Raw genomic sequence first — 20708 nt, 5'->3', positions numbered from 1 at the left:
TTATTCCTCCGGTTTCAGCGATAAATAGACTCTTTTCATCTGCGAGATGACCCGTTGGAGCGAATATACTTTCTTCGCCTTGTCCCAGCCGGCACGCGCCAGGTTGTACCTGTATGACGGATCCGTTACAAGCTTCTCAAGCGCATCGGCCAGCGCAGGCGCATCTTCCGGCGGGACTAACAGTCCGTTCACGCCGTCTTCGATTTGCTCGGCAATCCCCCCGACGTTGGTTCCAACCAAAGCAAGCCAGCATAAAGCCGCTTCTGCAAACACGGAGCCAAATGCTTCCGCGCGCGACGGAAGGACAAAGACGTCGAAGAATGGCATGAACTCTTCCGGATGAAGCATATAGCCGTAGAAAATAATGTCGTCATATAAATCCAGCTCTACAGCAAGCGCTTCGAGCTCTTCCCGGATTGGCCCGTCCCCGATAATATGCAGGACAAAAGGATGGCCGCGCCGTTTTAATTCCGCACAAGCATGCAGCAGAACATCGAGCCCTTTGGCCGGAACCAGACGGCATACCGTAATAAACTGAGGTACGGCATTTTCATGGGCGATTGGCTTGAAGCGCTTCTCGTCAAAACCGTTCGGAATCACTTTGATAACCGATGTATCCTTCATATATGGGGATAAATATGCCCGGAAAGAATCCGATACCGTCAGCAGGCGGTCAAGCTTTGCCTCCAGTTCTCCGTAGATCGAGGTCAGAAAACGGTGCGCTACACTGTTCTCCTTGATTTTTCCGTTCAGGACAAGCTCCCGTTCGAAGCTGGAGTGAATCGTCATCATCACCGGCGTATCCGGATACAGCTGTTTCATGACAAGCGCTGCAATAGGATGATGCGCATGAATGATATCGTATGACCGCTTTAGGCGAAGACGCGTCCACCAGATATAGTCCCGCATCGTCTGCAAATATTTATCAACGATAGGATCACCAAGAAACGGTGTCACATCAAACGTTTCGAATACGAAATCTTCCTGTCCTTTACCTCTTACCCGCTTCGGAAGCGAGAATAATTCCATTTGCCAGCCAAGTTTCAAAAAACGCTCTTGAATGTAAGGCACCATGGAGGACACGCCGCCCGGTTGTTCCGGCGGAAAAAACAATGCCTGTAGTATATTCAATGTCCTTCCTCCTAAAATGAATTGTGAAGCAATTCATACTTCGTAAGCATTAACTAAAAAAAATTGTCACACAAATTGCGGATTTACCCTCTACTGTGATGATTTTTACTTCGTAAGCATCGGCTAAAAAATTATCACACAAGTAGCGGTTTTACCCGCTATTTGTGACGATTTTTCCTTCGTAAGCATCACCTTAATGAATGGTGAAGCCACTATCAACTATTGCCCATCTTTAATTTTGCCATGTTATAATCCGATAACTTAATTATTAGATATGACGCTTTATAAAGGCAGTTTCGTTCTAGGGGCATGCTTTTACCATCTTCTAAAACATGATATATTAGAACATATGTTTCTGTAAAGCAACACTAAAGTGGGATATGGTGATACTAATTTATGACAATTCTAACCTGGCTAACCGGGCCCAACGGCCAACTGATTTCTTCCGCATGTGTCATTATCATCCTTATACTCATGCTTTTCATGTCGACTCGGCTGTATACCAGCTATCGGAACAAACGCATCTACCGGTTGCTTACCCTGACAATCCCGCTGTTCATGATACAGAACACCGTTCTTGCGATGCTTGCTTATCCAGAGCAGGAGCTTCCCCCGTGGCTGCATGTCGCTTCGATGATTTTGCAAATTGTCTCTTTCATCATTATAAACTTTGTGTTCATGAAATTATATACTCATCGCGGCGCGCAGATAAAAGTTATGCCTTTCGTTCTGCTGATTGGCCTTACCTTTGTGATCGCTGCTGTGCAGTCCATGTTTACGAGTCCCTCCGGAGACACGTTGCTGCCGGGAGGACAGTACCGCTTTCTTGGTCTTGATTTCTTTTCTTTAATCGTGACCTTCCTGGTCATGCTTGGTACCAAAGGCGCGGAGATGAACGGCAAGTTCTCGGCCAGTCTTATTACTTACTTCGTTCTGGACCTCTCTAGAATTGCTGACGGTTACGTGTTCCATGGTTCCGTTGATTGGCTCGTATTGCTCGGCTATTTCCTGCCAATCGTCTATTTCATGCAGCTGTTCCTCCTGCTGTTCGAATGGGTCATTGAGCGGCTGATGATGACTTATCAGTCTTCGATTACGGACGGCTTGACGGGCTTGTACAACCGGCGCCATTTCACCTCGAAGGCAGAGCAGCTGCTGCAGAATCAGAAAGGTCTAGCCGTTATCTTTTGCGATATCGACAATTTCAAGAAGCTTAACGATACCCAAGGCCATCATAAGGCCGATGGCGTTCTGAAGCAGGTTGCGGAGATTATGAAGGAAGAATCTGCGGGCATCGGAGCTGCCGGCCGATACGGCGGCGAGGAACTGCTTGCCTGCATCTCGACCGAACGGGTGAAGGCGGAGCGTGTTGCCGAATCAATCCGCAGCCGTGTCGAGGCGGAAACCATTGTAACCGTAAGTGTCGGCGTCAGCACTTCCAAGGATAGTCAGGAAGTCGTCCAGCTTATCAAGCTGGCGGACGAAGCGATGTACCATTCGAAGACTACCGGCAAGAACAAGGTATCTCTATTCAGCTCCTTGCCTTCCAGCAAGAAAAAAGCTCTAACCCTGTAAAACCAAGCAAGGTCTAGTCTTAGGCAGCTGTAGGCAGCTCCGGACCCGGCCTCTTTTTTCCAGCCTAACCTATCCCCGGTTACCTCCCCGCAACAAAAAAAGCTCGCTCCCACATTGGGAGCGAGCACACAAGGCTTATCTCAGGTTACTTCCTGACCAACCGTGCCAACAGCAGGCCAAGCTCTTCTACAGTCGCCGCCAAGTAAGTAGGTTCCGCAAACTTCAGCTCTTCCTTGCTGCCATAACCGTAACCCACACCAATGGAGTCCATTCCATGACGTTTGGCGCCGATAATATCATGCTTGCGGTCGCCGATCATGATCGCATCTTCTGCGGATAGGCCGCAGGATAGCAGCACATGTTCGATCACCTCACCTTTATCTACGCGGGTATTATCCAGATTGCTGCCGCCAATAAATTCGAAGTATTCGCTCAGCTCGAAGTACAGGATAATCTTTTCAGCGAAAAAGGTCGGCTTCGACGTCGCGACATACAACAACGCCCCCTGCTCCTTTAAGGAAGCAAGCACCTCTTTAATGCCCTCGTACCGCTCGTTCTCGTACATCCCTCTCTCCGCAAAATATTCGCGGTAGTACGCGATAGCCTGAGTCGCCATCTCGTCTGTGAATCCGTAATACTCCTTAAACGAGCCGGCAAGCGGAGGTCCGATGAAAGGATCCAGAACGTCCAGGTTATCCACCTGAATGTCAAATTTGCTGAGAGAATACTGGATGGCACTTGTAATGCCTAGCTTCGGATCGGTTAATGTGCCGTCCAGATCAAATAAAATATGCGAATACGTCTTTGTCATAACAGCGTCAGCACCTCGGATAATTGTTTAATTTCGAATTTGGGTTGAACAGGAGACGGATTCTGCTTGTTATGCGGGTTATACCAGCAGGTATCCATTCCGCTGTTCAGACCGCCCTGTATATCAGAGGTTAACGAATCCCCTACAATTAATACTCTGCCCGGATCGGTAATACCGAGCTTATTAAACGTATACTCGAATATGCCAAGATGAGGCTTCTGATAACCCGTATCCTCAGACACGATAATATGCTCGAAGTACTGGTCCATACCCGCTTTGGAGAAACGCGAAAGCTGCACTTCCCGAATCCCGTTTGTAATAATGGCAAGCCTTACCTTCGATCGGAGCTCTTCAATAAGTTCTACCGCGCCGTCAATCAGGTAGGCACCAGCACCCAAATAGCTCAAGTATCGGCTGCTGAATTCATCCGCTCCTATCGTTAAGCCTGTTCCGGCAAACAACCGGCTGAACCGTTCTACGCGAAGGTCAGCAAGCGAGATTGCCCCCTTCTCAAAGTCATTCCAGAGCTCCTGGTTAATGGTCCGATAAATGGCCACGTAATCGGTATCCGGCGACTGGATCCCAAATTCCTCAAATACGCTTGATAGCGCGTAGTCTTCTGCTTTCTTGTAGTCGAACAGCGTATCATCAGCATCAAATAATATAACGTCATAGTTCATTGCAGATTTTGCCTCCAAATTCACTATACTTCGAGTGTACCTTGCAGTATCATCTTTGCCTCGCCGGTCAATAAGACGCGACTGCCCTTAACGGCCACCTTCACGATGCCGCCGCGTTTGGAAGCCTGATATCCCGTAAGCTCCTGTTTGCGGAGCCTTCTGGCCCAATAGGGCGCAAGTGCGCAATGAGCCGAGCCTGTAACCGGATCCTCCAATATGCCCGCGTTCGGGTAGAAGGCGCGCGATACGAAATCATAAGCCGCGCCTGCTGCTGCTTTAGCCGTTACGATAACTCCCCTGCCGTTAAGAGCAGCAAGCTGCTGCTGATCGGGCGTAAGTCCTCGCACTGTTTGCTCGCTGTCCACCTCGACCATATAATCCATCCGGTTCTTGCCGGTATACCGAGGAATTAGGCCAAGCCCTTGAATTAGCGCCTCTGGTGCGTTCACAGGCTGCGGCGATTCTTCCGGAAAGTCCATTGTCATCCAGCCATCACTAGCATCCATGGTAACGGTAAGAACCCCGCTCCTTGTTACAAACCGGGCTGTTTGTTCCGGCTGCAGCCTGCCGGTCTGCCATAATGCAAATGCCGAGGCCAGCGTTGCATGTCCGCATAGATCAACTTCCGTCTCCGGTGTGAACCAGCGCAGGTCATAACCGTCCTCAATCGGCACCAGAAATGCAGTCTCCGACAGGTTCATCTCCGCCGCCACCTTCTGCATCCACCGCTCATCCTCCGGCTTCTCGCACAGGCATACAGCTGCCGGATTGCCCCGGAATGGCTCGCTTGCAAAAGCATCTACCACATAGATCGGTTTCATCTTCCGCCCCCCCTTGTTACCTTCATTATAAACGATACAAAAAAACAGGGACACCTGTAGTGGCACCCTGTTTCCTATTTATTCATCAAGCAAAGGAATAAGAAGCTCAACCTCTTCCTCTTCCCAATGCCGTTCATCAGTGTAAAACACTTCAATGGCAAGCGCGCTGTCATGCTTGTTCAGCTTTCGCTCATTCATCCAGGCAAACAGCTGCTCATAAGCTTCGCCAATCCGTTTATTTGAGGTCGCAACCATCGCATAACGGTGCTCCGGGATCGTGAACTGCACCATGCCTCTTGGCAGCTCCTCCATATGAAACACCTCATAACAAGCCCAATAGGAAGCAAAGACTTCATTGCCAAAGTACGGGCTGTATAGGACAGGTGATTTGGATACGGTGTTTAATTCGTGCTTGCGGGACAGGAACTCGCTCTGCAGCCGGATCGCTTCATCCGGAAATGTGGAATAAGGACCGCAATAGCTGATTCCGGCCAAATGTATAGCAGGCTTCGTAATGATGGAGCAGTTGTCCAAGCGAATTCCTCCTAAAAAGTTTTGCCTACCTTAGGCGGTAGAGCACGTTTCAATCCGGAGAATTCTAAGCCAAGTTAAAGAAAAATTTATAAACTCTTAGAATTGATGCAAAACTTACTTCGAAAGCATTGGCTTAAAATTTTGCCAAGGTACTCTTAGAATTGACTCTGCTTTTGACGGTTCGTTTCCGCCGGGATGTGTATTTATTCGCCATTAGTGTAACATGTTTACCATTTTTAGGATAGTATTTTAATTGTTTTTTCCGGTTGCTCTCATGCAAAAAAAAGTGGCCTCGCTGGTATAGAAACCAGGGCCACTTTCATTAATTACATATTAAAAACGAAGTCTTCATCGCGCAATTGCTCAATATGTACGGTACGTACATAGCCGTTGCCTTTTTTCGAGAAGAAGTCATGCTGCTTCGTATGTGTGCTGATACCGTTGAAGACGATCGGGTTAACCGGCTCCTCAGGGAAGTGAGGATCAAAGCCCAGGTTCATAAGAGCTTTGTTGGCGTTGTAGCGGACATATGTTTTCACTTCTTCCTGCAGGCCAAGCGGGCTGTACAGGCTATCCGTGTACACGACCTCATTATCGTACAAGGTGTTCAGAAGTGCATATACCTCTTCTTTCAATTGCGCCTGCTCTTCAGGGCTGAATTCATTAAACAGCTCTTGTGCCAGAACACCAACGTACAGGCCGTGGATACTCTCGTCGCGAAGGATCAGGTCAATGATCTCGCCGCTGCTTGTCATTTTGCCTTGGCCAGCCAGGTAAAGCGGATAGAAGAAGCCGCTGTAGAACAGGTAGCTTTCCAGGAAGACCGATGCAGCCATCGCTTTATACAACTGCTGCTTCGTCTCAATGCCGTGATACCAGGAAGAGATTAGTGTCGCCTTCTTCTGCAGCTGCTCGTTTGTCTCTACCCACTGGAAGATCGCGTCAATCTCTTCTGTCGAAGCCAGTGTTGTAAAAATACTGGAGTACGACTTCGCATGAATTTGCTCCATCATTGACATAAACGCCAGTACCGCTTTGCGCTGCAGGCCGTCTACATGCTCCAAAATTTTCGGCATGCCGATGCCGCCTTGAATGGTATCGAGAAGCGTCAGACCACCCAGCACGTTTTTGTATACGCTGCGCTCGGTGTCGCTCATTTCCATCCAGTCCATTTTATCGTCGGAGAGTGGAATTTCTTCGTCTGTCCAGAACTGCATAACGTTCTGCTGCCAGAAAGTAAGAGTAAAGTCGTCATCCGGACGGTTCCAGTTTACTGCTTTCATTAATCCTGCTCCTTTGGTAGAAGGCTGCTTTCCGAGCATTATCATCCGGCAGCCTTATCATTAGTTCAAGTTATACGGCGCAGCTTGTGCATTCCTCAACGGAAAGACGCTTCGTTCTCGTATAGTAGAGCGATTTGAGGCCCTTCTGAGCGGCGTAAATGTAGAAGCGTGCCAATTCACGGGTCGTTACATTACTGTTCACGTGCAGAACCGTCGAGATGCCTTGGTCAACGTGCTGCTGAATTTCCCAGATCAGGTCAATCAGCTTGAACTGATCAATATTGTAAGCCGATTTATAGTAGAAGTAATTTTCCTGCGCCAGGTAAGGCATCGGATAATATGTTGTCGAGTTTGCGTAAGTGCGCGTCTCGATATGTTCTACGATCGGCATAACGCTCGAAGTCGAGTTTTGGATGTACGAGATGCTTTGTGTTGGCGCAATCGCCAGACGGTAAGCATGGTACAAGCCGTATTTCTGTACTTTCTCCTGCAATGCTGCCCAGTCCTGCGGTGAAGGAATGTCCATGCCTTCGAACAGTTCTTTCACTTTGTCCGATGTCGGACGGAAGTCGTTTTCGGTATACCGGGTGAAATAAGTGCCTTTTGCATATTCCGAACGGTCGAAATCTTTGAACGTTGTGCCGCGCTCCTTGGCGATTTCCATACTTTTCTCAATCGAGTAGTAGTTCATCATCATGAAGAATGCGCTCGCGAACTCTTTTGCTTCGTCGCTTTCGTAAGCAATCTTGTTCTTCGCGAAGAAACCGTTCAGGTTCATCGCGCCAAGGCCAACGGAATGCAGCTCTTCGTTTGCTTTGCGGACGCCTGGGGCATTGTCGATCTCGGATACGTCGCTGACCGTTGTCAAAGCTTCGATGCCGACATGAACCGATTCTTTGATTTTCTTGCGTTCCATGACATTCACAATATTCAGGGAAGCCAGGTTGCAGCTGATGTCGCGGCGGATAACGTCATCCATGCCGTAATCATTGATTGTCGAAGTCTCTTGTACTTGGAAAATTTCGGTACAAAGGTTAGACATCTTGATTTGACCGATATCCTTCAGCGCGTGGACACGGTTAGCATTGGATTTGTTCATAATATATGGATAGCCGGATTCCAGCTGGATTGAAGCAATCTTCGTCATCATGTCGCGCGCGTTCATGACCGCTTTTTTCACGACTTTATCGTTAGCAAGCAGCTCTTCGTACATGACGTCCATATCCATGTCGTCAAGATGTTTGCCGTATGCTTTATGAACGGAATGAGGGCCAAATACAAATAAGGTTTCGTTCTTGGCAGCAAGCTCATAGAATTTATTCGGGATAATCAGGCCGATCGACAGCGTTTTGATACGTGTCTTCTCGTCGGCATTGATTTTTTTGCAGTCCAGGAACTCGATAATGTCCCAGCCGAAAATGTTATAGTAGCCTGCGCCGGAGCCTTTGCGCTGACCCATTTGGTCCGCGTAGGAGAAAGCATCCTCCATCAGCTTCAGAACCGGCATTACGCCTTTCGCAGCGCCTTCTACGCCTTTGATCGCCTCGCCGCGTCCGCGCAGCTTGGACAGGTTCACCGCCACGCCGCCGCCGATCTTCGACAGCTGCATGCAGGTACCAAGTACATAGTTGATGGAATTCAAGGAGTCGTCCATCTCAAGCAGGAAGCAGGACACCATTTCGCCGCGGCGGCTTTTGCCAGCGTTCAGGAACGTTGGAGTAGCCGGCTGCAGACGCTGCTCGATCATCGCTTCGGCAATACGCAATGCTTTGGCAGCATCGCCTTCGCCAAGGTTCAGGGCAACAATCGCTACGCGGTCATGATACTGCTCTAGGTATTTCGCTTTATCGTTTGTCTTCATGGCATAGTCTTTATAGAACTTCGAGATCGCCATATAAGATTCGAATTGGAAGCCGCTGCTCTCTGCAAGCACGAACACCGCTTCAATTTGCTCATATGTATACTTCTCATATACATTCTCGTAATAGTCGTTCTCGATGAGGTAGTCCAGCTTCTCGCGGAGGGAACCGAACTTCACGCTTTTCGCTTCCACTTCCTCCATAAAAGCGGCTACTGCCTCTTTATCTTTATCCAATTGATAGAAGCCGTCCGCTCCGCGTTGCATCAATTCGTTGTTCAGTTCGATGTGTTTCAATATTTCGCACCCTTTCGACAAAGTATTCCATATCTTGATTCGTACCGGATAATTCAAACTTCGATATGACGGGCACGTTGAACAGGTAAGAGATCGTATCTGCGCTTTTCGCAAAGCCGTCTCCCCAATTCCGATTGCCGCTTGCGGATACCCCTTGCAGGTTTTTTCCATTCCGGTTCAAGAAAGTCATGACTCGCTCCGGCACCTGACCAAATCCGGTCGTGTAGGTGACAAGAATGAAAGGCTCGTCCACTATATCAAGCTCGCCAATGGGCATCGCTCTCATATTCAATTTATTAATAAAGCGTTTGACATTGCCTGTTCTTGATTCGTAGACTACCAGCATGATTCTCTCTCCTTAAAAGAATTGCGTAGCAATTCTTGCATCGTAAGCATTAGCTTAAAGAATTGCGTAGCAATTCTTACTTCGTAAGCATTAGCTTTAAAGAATTGCGTAACAATTCTTGCTTCGTAAGCGTCAGCTTTTTGCTGAAATTCAGCAATATAAAAGCGCTTCTGACAGCAAAGATGTCAAATGCGCTAGTTGACAAAATCGTCGAAATCTGACTACACAACTCAATATGTAGTTGCTGAATTTGATTCTACATCAAGATATAGGTCTCGTCAATGAAAATTATGGAGAAATTATTTATTCGCGCTTTTTCGGCACTCGACTATTTTAACAGATGCGGATATGATGGGATAGTGACATTTTATTGCTATTATGGAGGTACAAATGGACAAGCCAATAACACCGGAGCAGCTCCGCGCCGACGTGCTCCAGCTGTTTCAGGATGCCGGTTATACGGTGCCCGGACTACTGCCGTACATAGATGATTTGGTGCAGGAGAACGATCGTCTGAAGCAGGAATTGAAACGTTTGAGACTTGCTGCTACCCGCGGATCTGCATCACCAGGCAGCATGAACAGCAGATTGAAGGATGCATTAAGGGAATAACTAATAGATCGGAATTCGGACTGAAAAGGTTTATAGCAAAACCTATATCTAGTGGCTCAGCCATAAAAAAATATGTCGAATACCCCTGTTGCATTTACGACTTATTCTGCTAAAATAATACAACCATTTAAGTAAAGGTAAGGGATAGGTCATGGAAAGAGGTTTCATTACGGTCATTATCGGGCCGATGTTTTCGGAGAAATCAGGGGAACTAATCCGCCGCTGCCAGAAGCTGATGCAGTACGGCCGAAAGCAAGTCCGCGCCTACAAGCCGGCAGAGGATGACCGATTCAGCACCGAGGAGATCGTCAGCCGGATCGGATACCGTCTTCCTGCGGTCAGCGTCCCCCGCGAGCTTTCTCCTTCTTCCGTTGAACAAATTTTACGCGAGACGAGGGACGCCGATGTCGTTGCGTTTGATGAGGCATCCTTTTTCGGCAAGCCTATCATTGCATTGGTAGAAGAACTGGCCTATCAGGGGAAGCACATTATCGTAGACGGCCTCAACATGGACTACCGCGGCAAGGAATTCGGCTATATCGGCGGGTTGCTCGCGATTGCTGACGAAATTGTCAAATTAACGTCGTTCTGCGCGGTGTGCGGTGATGCGAACGCGACCTTCACCCAGCGTATAGTTAACGGCAAGCCGGCCAGTCTTGGACCAGTCTTCCTGATCGGCGATACGGAGAGCTACGAGCCTCGCTGCCGCAGCTGCTTCGTCCCTCCTCACAAAGTGACGGAGGAAGATACTGAAGAGCTTACAGACACCATTGCAGCGCCTCAAGCGTAAACGGCTGCGCCGCCCTTATGAGCAGCAGCACGCGTTTAGCGGATGTAATATAAGCATAGTATACTGAAAAACTTGTACTTTCTTATATTTTAGCTCCAAACAGAAACAGGGTTGTCCTCTGTCACCTAAAGTGACGGAAGACAACCCTATTTCTATATAATCAATTAACTGTCATTTCACTGCTGCAAAAAATAACCGCTCCGAGTGCTCCCCTGCAGGCTCAAGCTCAAAGTCTGCATAGCAGTCGACCGCACGGAAGCCCGCCCGCCTCAGAGCAGCCTCCATCCAGCTGCGTTCATACGCCCGCTGCTCATGCATTTCCTCGAAGCGCTCGAACTTGCCGCTTTTTTCCTCGGCGAATATAGTCAGATGATGCTCAATCTGCATGCGGGACTCCTCCAGCTCGCAGGTCCATATGTAGGCTACCTCGTCTTCATCGAGTACAAAAGGCTGCTCCTCCGCGTAACGAAGGAACACTTTAGGGTCGTGAACATCAAAGAGGAACAGACCGCCTTCACGCAAATTGTCGTAGGCTGCCTTAAAGGCTGCCTCAACATCCTCTTGCTCCGTCAGATAATTCACGCAGTCGCAGAAGGAGATAACCGTATCCACAGGCTCCGCAAGCGTCCAGTCCCTCATATCCTGCTCTAGCCAAGTGACGTTCCCCCGCGCACGGGAAACCTGGGAGGAAGCTTCATCCCACTTGCTGCGGGCAACCGTCAGCATATCCGCTGACAGATCAATGCCATATACTTCTAGACCGGATAGAGCCAGCGGGATTGCTATGCTGCCTGTACCGCAGCCGAGATCCGCCACTGTCTTTGGCATGCCGTAACGCTCCCAGCTGTCATGGGCGAATTGCAGCCAATCCTCGTAAGGCATGTCCTGCATCAGTTGGTCATAAACCGATGCAAATTGACCGTATGCATCCATAAAAGCTATTCCTCCGTGCGCTCAGCAGTTGCAGGTGCTGCGGAATCGTTACCGGCTGAATCCGCATTTGCCGAATCGGCAAGATACGTCCAGCTTCCCTTTTGCGTAATCAGACCTTCCCGCATCAGCTTCCCTAACGCGCGCTTAAAGGCCGACTTGCTTATGCCGAAACGCTGTTTGACCGTCTCCGCAGGCGAATCGTCGGAATAAGGCATACCACCGCCCGGGCGCTCCTTCAAGAAGGCCAGAATACGGTCAGCATCCTCTACCCGACCTTCTTGCTTCAGCTTAGCCATCGACAGATTGACACGTCCGTCTTCGCGGATGAAGGTGACACGTGCAGACACGCGCTCACCAAGGCGAAGCGGACGGACCCGCTCAGGTGCCGGAATTAGTCCATACACGCCAAAACCAACAACTCCGCCGTCCACCATGACGAAGGAACCCATTTGCAGCGACTTCGTTACCCAGCCTTCCACCCACTGGTTCCGCCACGCCTGAGGAGCTTCGAATACGAGAGGTCCAAGCTCGTCCTCGCCAGCCGTTCTTGCGAGCAGTCGTCCGGCTTTATCATGACCAAGCACGACATGCACTTCATCTCCGGGCAGCGGACGGAATTCAACCTTCTCCGGCAGTTCGGAAATCGGCAGCAGCAAATGGCGTCCCAGGCCAAATTCCAGGAAGCAGCCCAGCCGCGGGTGAACGTCCGCAACCTTCAGGCGTGCCATCTCCCCAAGCAGCAGCGCCGGACGTTTCATCGTTGCGGCAATCCGGTCCTCGGAGTCGTAGAAAATAAAAACTTCAACCTCATCGTTAATTTTCGGCTTCTTGCCGACGAGCTCAGTATAGTGCAGAAGCACCTCTGATTCGTTATCCGTCAAGAAATAGCCGTAGGGCGACACTTCACGTGCCACCCTTAAAGTTTGAATCGTACCGGCTGTCAGACTCATGCGAATTCCACTACCTTCGCATCGGACCACAGACGTTCGATGTTATAGTAATCACGCTCATCGCGGTGGAATACATGAACGATCACATCTCCAAGGTCAATGAGAACCCAGCGCGCGGAATCCATTCCTTCAATGCCGCGTACGCGAACGCCGCGCATCTCCGCCTGTTTGCGAATTTCCGTCGTAATGGCCTGTACCTGTGTATCTGAATTACCGTGACAAATAACGAAATAATCTGCCACCAGCGAAACTTCTTTCAAATTTAATGCTACAATTCGATGCGCTTTCTTATCTTCCGCAGCTGCCACCGTAATCTGCAGCAGTTCATCCGAATGTACGGTCATAGCTCAGCCTCCTATTTTTTGCTGTTTAATTAAATCATTGCGGGATTCAACCGTTAACGGATAAATCCGGTTCCCTTTCTCCAGCAGGAAGAGAATAGTTGAATCAAAACCCGCGATAAGCGCCTGCTCGAGACTGGTCCCGCTCAGCTCGCGTATGCGTTCTACCCCAGGAAAATCCCGACCCGGCTCCATATAATCCGCCAGACAAACGACCTTGTCCAACTTGGTCATTCCAACCCGTCCGGATGTATGATACCGGATTGCATCAAGGATATCCTGATCTTGGACACCATATTCATGCTCAGCTACCCAGTAGCCAACCTCCGCGTGCCACAACGCTTTATCATGGTCCAGCAGTCCCTGGTCAAGCTGCTGCTCCCGTATAATCTGCTCCATCTTTGCGATTGGCCAGTATTTGGCCACATCATGCAAAATAGCTGCAAGCTCTGCTTTTACCGGGTCTTCCCCGAATCGTTCAGCAAGGATGATGGAGGTCGCCATAACGCCTTCCACATGCTTCCAACGTTTCTCCGGCATTTGCGATTTGACCGATTCGATCATTTGTTCACGATTCATAAAGCCCTCTCCTCTTTATAAACTGATGAACGGTGTCCGGCACCAGATAGGCGATCGAACGCCCCGACCGCACTCTGCTCCGGATGTCTGTAGACGATATGCCGATTGGGGGCATCGCCGCCATCGTCACACGCTGACGGATAAATTCCGGAAGCTGGCCGAGCTGAGCGGCTGTCCCTTCCCGCTCAAGTCCAATAAAGGCGATCAGCTCCGCCAGCTCTTCGATCCGATGCCATTTGGGCAGATCGTTAATCCGGTCCGAACCGATAATATAAGAGAAGGAGGCATCCGGATAACGCTTCTTCAGCTCCAGCACGGTGTCAATGGAATAACTCATCCCGCCGCGCTTCAGCTCGATATCAACCGCTTTGAAGGCCGGGTTGCCTCCAAGAGCTTCTTGTACCATCTGAAGTCTCAATTCACTGCTGACGCTCGGCTGATTGTCCTTCAGCGGAGGGTTATAGGTTGGAATAAACCACACCTCGTCCAGTCCGCAGCCCTCGCGCGCTGCTTCCGCCGCAATCAAATGGCCGACGTGAACGGGATCGAATGTTCCGCCCATAATACCGATTCTGCTCATCTCGCGCTACCTTTCTCTTCCTATAGAAGGGCTGTTATTTCGCAGCCTTCGGCAGCTCGATCTTGCGGTTCTTCTCTTCCGTAGCTCGCTTGTAGAGAACAATCGTTTTGCCAATAACCTGTACCAGTTCGGCACCAGCGGCTTCCGCTACCTCGGCTCCGATCTCTTTTGGGTCATCCAAGCAATTGTTCAATACGGATATCTTCATTAATTCGCGCACTTCGATCGCTTCTTCAATATGGCGAACGAGCTGGTCATTGGTGCCGCCTTTGCCTACCTGGAAGATCGGCTGAAGATGATGAGCGAGCGATCTGAGGTGACGCTTTTGTTTACCTGTTAACATGGCTTTGTTTCCTTCTTTCATCTCTATAGGGTTGTCATTATTCTATGATTAGGCAAGAGACTGCAATACCGTCTCGCGCATAGCTGCTGCCGGGGCAGACTGACCTGTCCAGTATTCGAAGGCATAAGCCCCCTGATAAATGAACATGCCAAGTCCGCCATGTGCACGGCAGCCGTGCAACTCTGCATCCAGCAGAAACTTCGTACGCAGCGGATTATAGATCAGGTCGCTTGCAACGGCGCCTTGCTTCAGCCACGTGGCATCGATTGGACTTGCATCCGTATGAGGATGCATGCCAACCGAAGTTGTATTAATAACAATATCCGCTTCCTGACAGGCAGTCTTCAGATCTTCGTTAGCAATTGCACGAATATCGGCCAGGGACTGGAATGCTTGCGCCAGCTCCTCTGCCCGCTCGACCGAGCGGTTGGCAATCGTAATGCTGGAGGGCCGTTCACCAGCCAGCGCATAGACGATTCCGCGCGAAGCACCGCCAGCTCCGATGACCACGATCCGTTTGCCCGCGAGATCCGGTTCTGCTTCTTCCTTCAAGGAACGGACATAACCGATACCGTCTGTGTTATAGCCGATTAAACGGCCGTTATCGTTCACAATGGTATTGACGGCCCCGATTGCTCTCGCACCGGCGTCAATCTCATCCATATAATTCATAATATCCAGCTTGTGAGGAATCGTCACATTGACTCCCCGAATGCCCATCGCCCGAATGCCTGCTACAAATTCCCCCAGCTTATCAGGTGTGATATGAAAGGCCATATAGGCTCCGTTAATCCCCGTCTCACGAAAAGCGCGATTCATCATAATCGGCGATTTCGAATGACGAATCGGATCACCGATAACGCCATACAGCACCGTATGGCTGTCAATCCGGTTCCCCGTAATTCCAGTGTCAAGCGCGGATACCGTCAATGTTCCCGTTCCCCTCTCTTCTATACAAGCGAATCGCGAAGCAGCACCTTAATTCCCTTAGGCGCATAGACATCCACAATGGCACCGGAAGTACCATTCACTTGAATCCAGCCAAGACCGGATAAGAAGATATCCTTCTTCGCACCGCGCGGAACCCGGATCGAATGGCGGGTCCATGCCGGCATTTCATCCAGCTCTTCACGCGATGGAGCCCCAAGCAGCTCTCCGCGGTGCTCCTTGTACAAGTCATCTGCCCGTTCCAGCTTTGTACGGTGTACATTAAGGGCATTCGAAATGTACAGCGTAAACGATTGGCGTTCGCCTTCTACGAAGTCGAAACGTACCAGACTGCCAATAAACAGCGACTGCTGATCGTTTAATTGGTAGACAAGCGGCTTGATCGGCTTATCCGGCAGCAAAGACTGCAGGAAGCCGCGCGGTACAATTTCCGTCATCCGGGTGGAGTACACAATCCCCGGCGTATCAATAATCGCTTTGCCGTCATCAAGCGGAATATGAACCGCATCAAGCGTTGTTCCCGGATAACGGGAAGTCGTCAGCTCGCGCTCCATATCGCTGTAGTCATGGATAAGGCGGTTGATCAACGTAGACTTGCCGACATTCGTCGCACCTACTACGTATACATCCCGGCCCTTCCGGTGGCGCTCGAGCGCTTCAATCACATGCTCAAAGCCGATGTTCCGTTTGGCGCTGCACAGGACAATCTCTACCGTACGCAATCCTTCTGCCTTCGCTTGCTTCTGGACCCAGTTGCGAAGACGGTTCAAATTCATGGAACGCGGCAGCAGGTCAACCTTGTTCACGACAAGTACAATCGGATTGTTGCCTACAAACCGCTGCAGACCTGAAATCAGACTTCCCTCAAAATCAAATAAGTCGACAATATGGACAACCAGGCTGTCCGTCGACCCGATGCTGCCAAGCAGGCGCAAGAAATCATCCTGATCGACCGTTATCGATGAAGCTTCATTATAATTACGAATACGGAAGCATCGCTGGCAAATTACCGGTTCCCGGTTTAATGCCGCTTCGGGCAGGTAGCCCGACTCTTCCGGACGCTCCGTCTGGAGCTTCACTCCGCAGCCTGCGCATGCATGCGACTGACTATGCTGCTCTTCTTCTCTCACTTCGTCTCCCCCTCATACCATGTCCCTTTTTTACGCAAACGGGAAAGAACGAACCGCTCGATTCTCCTGTTTACCCGGGTCATTATTCCTTCGTCAGCAGGAGCAATCGGCGTGACCAGAATCGTATATAAGCCCATACGTTTCCCGCCCAGCACATCCGTCAGCATCTGGTCGCCGAGCACAACGGTTTGCTCCACAGGCAGGCCCAGTACACTCAGCGCTTTATGAAACGATTTATTCGCCGGCTTGCGTGCGGCATGAATAAACGGAATGCCCAGCGGATCAGCAAACTTGGACACCCTCGTTCTGTTATTATTCGACACAATGACAACTTTAAAGCCATAATCCCGAACTTGCTCCAGCCATTTCGTAAGCTGCGGTGTTGCAAGCGGCTCACGTGCTCCAACAAGCGTATTATCAAGATCGGTGATAATTCCGCGGATACCTCTTTTATATAGCTCATCCAGCTGAATATCATACACCGAATTTACACGTAAATGCGGCAGTAATCTCTCGAACATGCTGCCTTTGGCCCCCTTGCTCTTCGCTCTTCTCCTGCTATCTTACGAAACTATACCATATATTCTGATTTTGTTGCAAAGAAATACCGCCCGCAAAAGCGAGCGGCCAAGCTTCTTCCTATATCATGTACATAAAATTCTATAATTCCTCTTTGATCGCTTTAATCTTCAAAATAAAACGGTCTGTGTCCGCGCTTGTCGCCTGCACCGAGCTGTATTTCGCGCGTTCGAATTCATCCAGCACTTCGCGCAGCAGATTGTACAGCCGCTTATGGCTGGGCGACCATCGCTGGATTGCTTCACGCAGCGTCTCATGCTCCATACGCTCATACCCTTTGCGCCGGCAAAGGCGCAGAAGCTTCTCGGTTTCCCATACAATCCGGTCATTGCCCGAGTAAGAACGGTACCTGAAACGGATCCAAGGCGTACGCAGCAGCACAAGAACCAAAACAATTACGGCAGCCACGGATACCGCGCTCCAGATTACGGCCGAAAAATTAACTCCCGAGCCGCTTTCAACAGCTTCCTCCTGCACCGGATCAGTATCGACTTCTACTGCAGGCGTCGGCGCCGCATCCTCCTGCACTTCAGGAACGGAATACGGGAAGGTGAAGCCTGCCGTAGGCTCGAACGGAATCCAGCCGTAGCCGTCAAAATAGATTTCTACCCAGGAATGCGCATCCGAGTTGCGGACCGTATACGTTCCCGCTCCATCCGGATTGAGCTCGGCTTCGCTTGGAATTCCGCCCGCTGACGGCACATATTCCGAAGCCGGCAGTACCCCTGGAGAGAAGCCTTTCACCCAGCGGGCCGGCAAGCCGACTGAACGGGATAACACCGCCATCGCTGTGGAGAAGTAATCGCAATAGCCTTCCTTCAGCTCAAAGAGGAACTGGTCAACGAAATCCCCGCTGTTGCCAGTCAGCTTCGATTTGTCCGGCTTATTCGTGTATTGGAAATTTTGGCGAAGATACGTCTCGATCAGCTTTGCTTTATCATAATCGTCTACCGCGTCCGTTGTAATGGTCATAGCAAGCGACCGTACACGGCTTGGCAGAGAGGATGGCAGCTGCAAATATTTGTCCGTCTCGGCAGGATCCGAGAATTCAGCCTCCGTCTTGCGAAGCCCTTCTTCATTTAATATGGTTACTTCCGATGTAACCGAATAGCTTTGCGGGAAGCGGCGGAGCGGCTTGTCTGACCAGATAAGCTCCTGTTCATTAACCGCCCATTTCAAGCTTCTGGGCAGCACCGATGCGTCGGGGTCGTCTACCCAATGAACAGACGTAATAGGAGAAGCCGCAAATAATACCGGATAAATGTCATTGCGGGACATTCGAATCTGCTGATCCACCTTCATGGTCTCCGCCAGCTCCCGTCCATCAATCAGCGGAAGCTCCCAATCCTTCCCGACCGAAGCTATCCGCTCCCTCTCCGTCTCGCCGTTAGCGGACCAGCCTTGTCCGGAGTATTCCGTCTTCGTCTCGCCTCTCCAATAGCTGCGATGGGTAGTGGTGATTGTCATTACCGGCGAATAATCAAAGTCAAACCCGCCGCCAAGCTGAGTATCGTCACGTCCATAGCCGGAGATCGAGCTGCTGCTGCTGACGTCAACCGGAGATTCAATTCCTTTGTCGCCAAGGAACACATTAACCGTCTCGCCCTTTGATTCTTTCCACATCGTATAAGGATCCTGGATAATTGGCGAAACCGCCGGCATCAGAAGACCTGCGGTCATCAGTAAGGAAAGGACGACAACGATTGGCAGCAGCAGCTGCAGCGGATATTCGATGAGCTCCTTCCAGCTGTTTGGATGCTGGCGTTCCAGCTTATGCAAATGATTGGCGACCAGCCATAGCAGTCCCAGAAAGACAATCCATGCGACTTCATCCCATAACCAGACCGGAGTGAAAGAATCGGCTATGGTCAGGACCAGGATATTCATGCTAATAAATCCGAATAGCCGGGGTCTTGACTTAATCCACACCTCAAACAGGATATAGAGCAGCAGCAGAACACCGCTAATCCAAATAAACGGATGAAGCTGCTCGGCATAACCCCCTATTAAACGGAACGAGTCGGTCCATCGCCTCTCTTGTTCCGGCACGTTCAGGATCACTTTCTTCATCTCGGCAAAATAGACGGTGGCCCCTAAAGCAAGCACGGATTGAACAACAATCCGCAGCACTCTCATTCGGTATGGCAGCACCCAGTGGGCCGCAACGGCCAAGAGCAGCGTCGAGACAGCGGCCGCGAAGGTCTCCTCCCACCAGAATCCCTTAAAAATCTGAATGCTGTTGATCAGCATAAGAGCTATAAATAATTGCGACAGCTTCAAGTACCAATTCGGTGTGATCTTAATAAACGCCTGACGGCAAAAAGTAAAAAGACGTCGTAAGAGGCTCATGCCCGGCCTCCTTCCAGAACAGCCGGCAGTTCCTGCAGCTGCTTAAGTTCGAACAAAGTCCAGCCTTTGCTGCGGATCATCAGGCGCCATTGCTCTTCCAGGCGTTTCTCGCCCCCGATGTGCAGCAGACAAGGCGTTAACCCTTTGCGGGACAGCCACTCCATCGAGCGGACCGCTTCCTTGCCGGAAGTACTGCTGATAACGACCGCGAAGGAGCCCGGCTCAAGCCGGGAATCGGCCGCAAGAAGTGTCTTGTACAGCCCTTGCTCGGCATCGGCATCCACAAAGGTCAAATGCTTGAGCAGTGAATTCCGCTGCTCTACCCCCGACTTGGGCGGCAGGATGGTCAACTTTTTCCCGGAGGACATAAGACCAATAGCTGTATCGCCCTTTAGACCGCTGTCGATTAGTGATGCTGCTGTAGACACAGCCAATTCGAAACGGTCTGAAGCGGAATAGTCAGCTGCATATCGGTCGAGAATGATCAGTGTACGCGGCAATGACTCTCTCTCGAACGCTTTCGATTTCCAGTCACCCGTCTTCGCCGTTGCATTCCAATGGATACGCGACAGGCGGTCGCCGTACAAGTATTCACGTACACCGTTGATTTGCGTCGTTTCTTTCGCCGCTCGCGGTGCAACGGCATGGGAGAAAGGCCCCCGGAAGCCGCTTTGGATGCTATGCCATTGGCGCAGCGGAACGATCTGCGGCAGAACGCTGAATACGGCCTCCGAGCCGAACCGTCCCGAATGCTCAAACAAGCCGAATACATCATGGGAAATACATTCGGTAGACCCGAAGCGGTATTCACCGCGCTGAAGCGGCGGTGTCTGATACAACACTTCGCCGGAGCGTTTGAAATTAGGGACAAAGGAAGCTTCAAAATCCAGCTGCTGTCCGTTATGCCGAAGCAGCCTGTCTCTAACAAGCACATATGGGATCGGGTATACACCCGGAACCTTCACCGACAGCTGAACATCGAGCGTGCTGCCCGCTGTCAGAGAGTGGTCATTATTAGCGGCCAGGCCGGTCTGGCGGTAGCTGCGGATGCCGGACACATGACTGATCCCGCTCCAGCGGCCCAAGGCCAGATAGAGCAGCAGGACATTCAAAATCATAAACAGCATTAATGCCGTCTTACCGCCTTGAAATAATAAATAGAGCAATGCGGCGCCATAGATGAACGCGATAAGCCTCCAGCGTTTACGGGTCTTCGTCTCTTTCACCGCGTTCATGGG

22 protein-coding genes are annotated in these 20708 nt (G+C 50.4%); 3 read left to right on the top strand and 19 right to left on the bottom strand.

Translation table 11 applies throughout. The annotated features are described in order from the left end of the window. A complete protein-coding gene (locus BM200_RS01460) occupies positions 1–1131 on the bottom strand; it encodes a glycosyltransferase family 4 protein (protein ID WP_091180524.1) in 1131 nt (376 codons plus the stop codon). A gap of 396 nt (positions 1132–1527) precedes the next feature. On the opposite strand from BM200_RS01460, the gene BM200_RS01455 reads away from it, so the two are divergent. Beyond that, positions 1528–2706: a GGDEF domain-containing protein gene (locus BM200_RS01455; RefSeq protein WP_091180522.1), complete on the top strand. Its 1179-nt coding sequence runs from the start codon at positions 1528–1530 to the stop codon at positions 2704–2706. 145 nt (positions 2707–2851) lie between these two features. On the opposite strand, the gene BM200_RS01450 is transcribed toward BM200_RS01455, so the two are convergent. From BM200_RS01450 to nrdI, 7 genes are all read right to left on the bottom strand, one after another. After that, on the bottom strand, positions 2852–3517 hold the full coding sequence (locus BM200_RS01450) for an HAD family hydrolase (RefSeq protein ID WP_091180520.1): 666 nt from the start codon (positions 3515–3517) through the stop codon (positions 2852–2854). Next, on the bottom strand, positions 3514–4197 hold the full coding sequence (locus BM200_RS01445; protein WP_091180518.1) for a YjjG family noncanonical pyrimidine nucleotidase: 684 nt from the start codon (positions 4195–4197) through the stop codon (positions 3514–3516). Before BM200_RS01445 ends, BM200_RS01450 begins: the two co-directional genes overlap by 4 nt. Before the next feature lie 23 nt (positions 4198–4220). Continuing rightward, complete coding sequence (locus tag BM200_RS01440) at positions 4221–5018, bottom strand: PhzF family phenazine biosynthesis protein (protein WP_091180516.1); 798 nt, start codon at positions 5016–5018, stop codon at positions 4221–4223. Positions 5019–5096: 78 nt separating this feature from the next. Then, positions 5097–5552 carry a GyrI-like domain-containing protein gene (locus BM200_RS01435; protein ID WP_091180514.1) on the bottom strand — a complete coding sequence of 152 codons (456 nt, stop codon included), beginning with the start codon at positions 5550–5552 and terminating at the stop codon, positions 5097–5099. Positions 5553–5878: 326 nt separating this feature from the next. Further along, on the bottom strand, positions 5879–6835 hold the full coding sequence (gene nrdF / locus BM200_RS01430; protein WP_091180511.1) for a class 1b ribonucleoside-diphosphate reductase subunit beta: 957 nt from the start codon (positions 6833–6835) through the stop codon (positions 5879–5881). A gap of 70 nt (positions 6836–6905) precedes the next feature. Then, positions 6906–8990 carry a class 1b ribonucleoside-diphosphate reductase subunit alpha gene (nrdE, locus tag BM200_RS01425; RefSeq protein ID WP_091180509.1) on the bottom strand — a complete coding sequence of 695 codons (2085 nt, stop codon included), beginning with the start codon at positions 8988–8990 and terminating at the stop codon, positions 6906–6908. Continuing rightward, on the bottom strand, positions 8923–9336 hold the full coding sequence (gene nrdI / locus BM200_RS01420) for a class Ib ribonucleoside-diphosphate reductase assembly flavoprotein NrdI (RefSeq protein WP_091180507.1): 414 nt from the start codon (positions 9334–9336) through the stop codon (positions 8923–8925). The genes nrdE and nrdI overlap by 68 nt, the downstream gene beginning before the upstream one ends. A gap of 390 nt (positions 9337–9726) precedes the next feature. Between nrdI and BM200_RS01415 the strand changes: the two genes are divergently transcribed. Next, positions 9727–9948 carry a hypothetical protein gene (locus tag BM200_RS01415; protein ID WP_091180505.1) on the top strand — a complete coding sequence of 74 codons (222 nt, stop codon included), beginning with the start codon at positions 9727–9729 and terminating at the stop codon, positions 9946–9948. Positions 9949–10099: 151 nt separating this feature from the next. Next, a complete protein-coding gene (locus BM200_RS01410; RefSeq protein WP_091180502.1) occupies positions 10100–10738 on the top strand; it encodes a thymidine kinase in 639 nt (212 codons plus the stop codon). 171 nt (positions 10739–10909) lie between these two features. On the opposite strand, the gene BM200_RS01405 is transcribed toward BM200_RS01410, so the two are convergent. From BM200_RS01405 to BM200_RS01355, 11 genes are all read right to left on the bottom strand, one after another. Continuing rightward, positions 10910–11671, bottom strand: a complete 762-nt coding sequence (locus BM200_RS01405) for a class I SAM-dependent DNA methyltransferase (protein WP_091180499.1) — start codon at positions 11669–11671, stop codon at positions 10910–10912. A gap of 5 nt (positions 11672–11676) precedes the next feature. Then, the gene (locus BM200_RS01400; RefSeq protein ID WP_091180496.1) at positions 11677–12621 is read right to left on the bottom strand and encodes a CvfB family protein; all 945 of its coding nucleotides are present in this window, start codon (positions 12619–12621) and stop codon (positions 11677–11679) included. After that, entirely contained in the window at positions 12618–12965 is a 348-nt protein-coding gene (gene rsfS, locus BM200_RS01395; RefSeq protein ID WP_091180494.1) for a ribosome silencing factor, read from the bottom strand. The genes BM200_RS01400 and rsfS overlap by 4 nt, the downstream gene beginning before the upstream one ends. 3 nt (positions 12966–12968) lie before the next feature. Then, entirely contained in the window at positions 12969–13541 is a 573-nt protein-coding gene (yqeK, locus tag BM200_RS01390; protein WP_091180491.1) for a bis(5'-nucleosyl)-tetraphosphatase (symmetrical) YqeK, read from the bottom strand. Next, positions 13531–14121, bottom strand: coding sequence for a nicotinate-nucleotide adenylyltransferase (nadD, locus tag BM200_RS01385; RefSeq protein ID WP_091180488.1), 591 nt, complete (start codon positions 14119–14121; stop codon positions 13531–13533). Before nadD ends, yqeK begins: the two co-directional genes overlap by 11 nt. Positions 14122–14155: 34 nt before the next feature. Beyond that, the gene (yhbY, locus tag BM200_RS01380; RefSeq protein WP_091180486.1) at positions 14156–14464 is read right to left on the bottom strand and encodes a ribosome assembly RNA-binding protein YhbY; all 309 of its coding nucleotides are present in this window, start codon (positions 14462–14464) and stop codon (positions 14156–14158) included. A gap of 48 nt (positions 14465–14512) precedes the next feature. After that, positions 14513–15394, bottom strand: a complete 882-nt coding sequence (aroE, locus tag BM200_RS01375) for a shikimate dehydrogenase (RefSeq protein ID WP_091180483.1) — start codon at positions 15392–15394, stop codon at positions 14513–14515. Positions 15395–15414: 20 nt separating this feature from the next. Further along, entirely contained in the window at positions 15415–16542 is a 1128-nt protein-coding gene (yqeH, locus tag BM200_RS01370; protein ID WP_091180480.1) for a ribosome biogenesis GTPase YqeH, read from the bottom strand. After that, the gene (locus BM200_RS01365) at positions 16539–17063 is read right to left on the bottom strand and encodes a YqeG family HAD IIIA-type phosphatase (RefSeq protein WP_091180478.1); all 525 of its coding nucleotides are present in this window, start codon (positions 17061–17063) and stop codon (positions 16539–16541) included. Before BM200_RS01365 ends, yqeH begins: the two co-directional genes overlap by 4 nt. A gap of 139 nt (positions 17064–17202) precedes the next feature. After that, entirely contained in the window at positions 17203–19470 is a 2268-nt protein-coding gene (locus tag BM200_RS01360; RefSeq protein WP_091180476.1) for a transglutaminase TgpA family protein, read from the bottom strand. After that, positions 19467–20705 (bottom strand): DUF58 domain-containing protein, encoded by a 1239-nt coding sequence (locus BM200_RS01355; protein ID WP_091180474.1) that lies wholly within the window; start codon positions 20703–20705, stop codon positions 19467–19469. The genes BM200_RS01360 and BM200_RS01355 overlap by 4 nt, the downstream gene beginning before the upstream one ends. Positions 20706–20708: the final 3 nt, after the last annotated feature.

The organism is Paenibacillus catalpae (assembly GCF_900112695.1).
Classification (GTDB): domain Bacteria; phylum Bacillota; class Bacilli; order Paenibacillales; family Paenibacillaceae; genus Pristimantibacillus; species Pristimantibacillus catalpae.
This window is presented reverse-complemented; position numbering and strand designations above follow the sequence as displayed.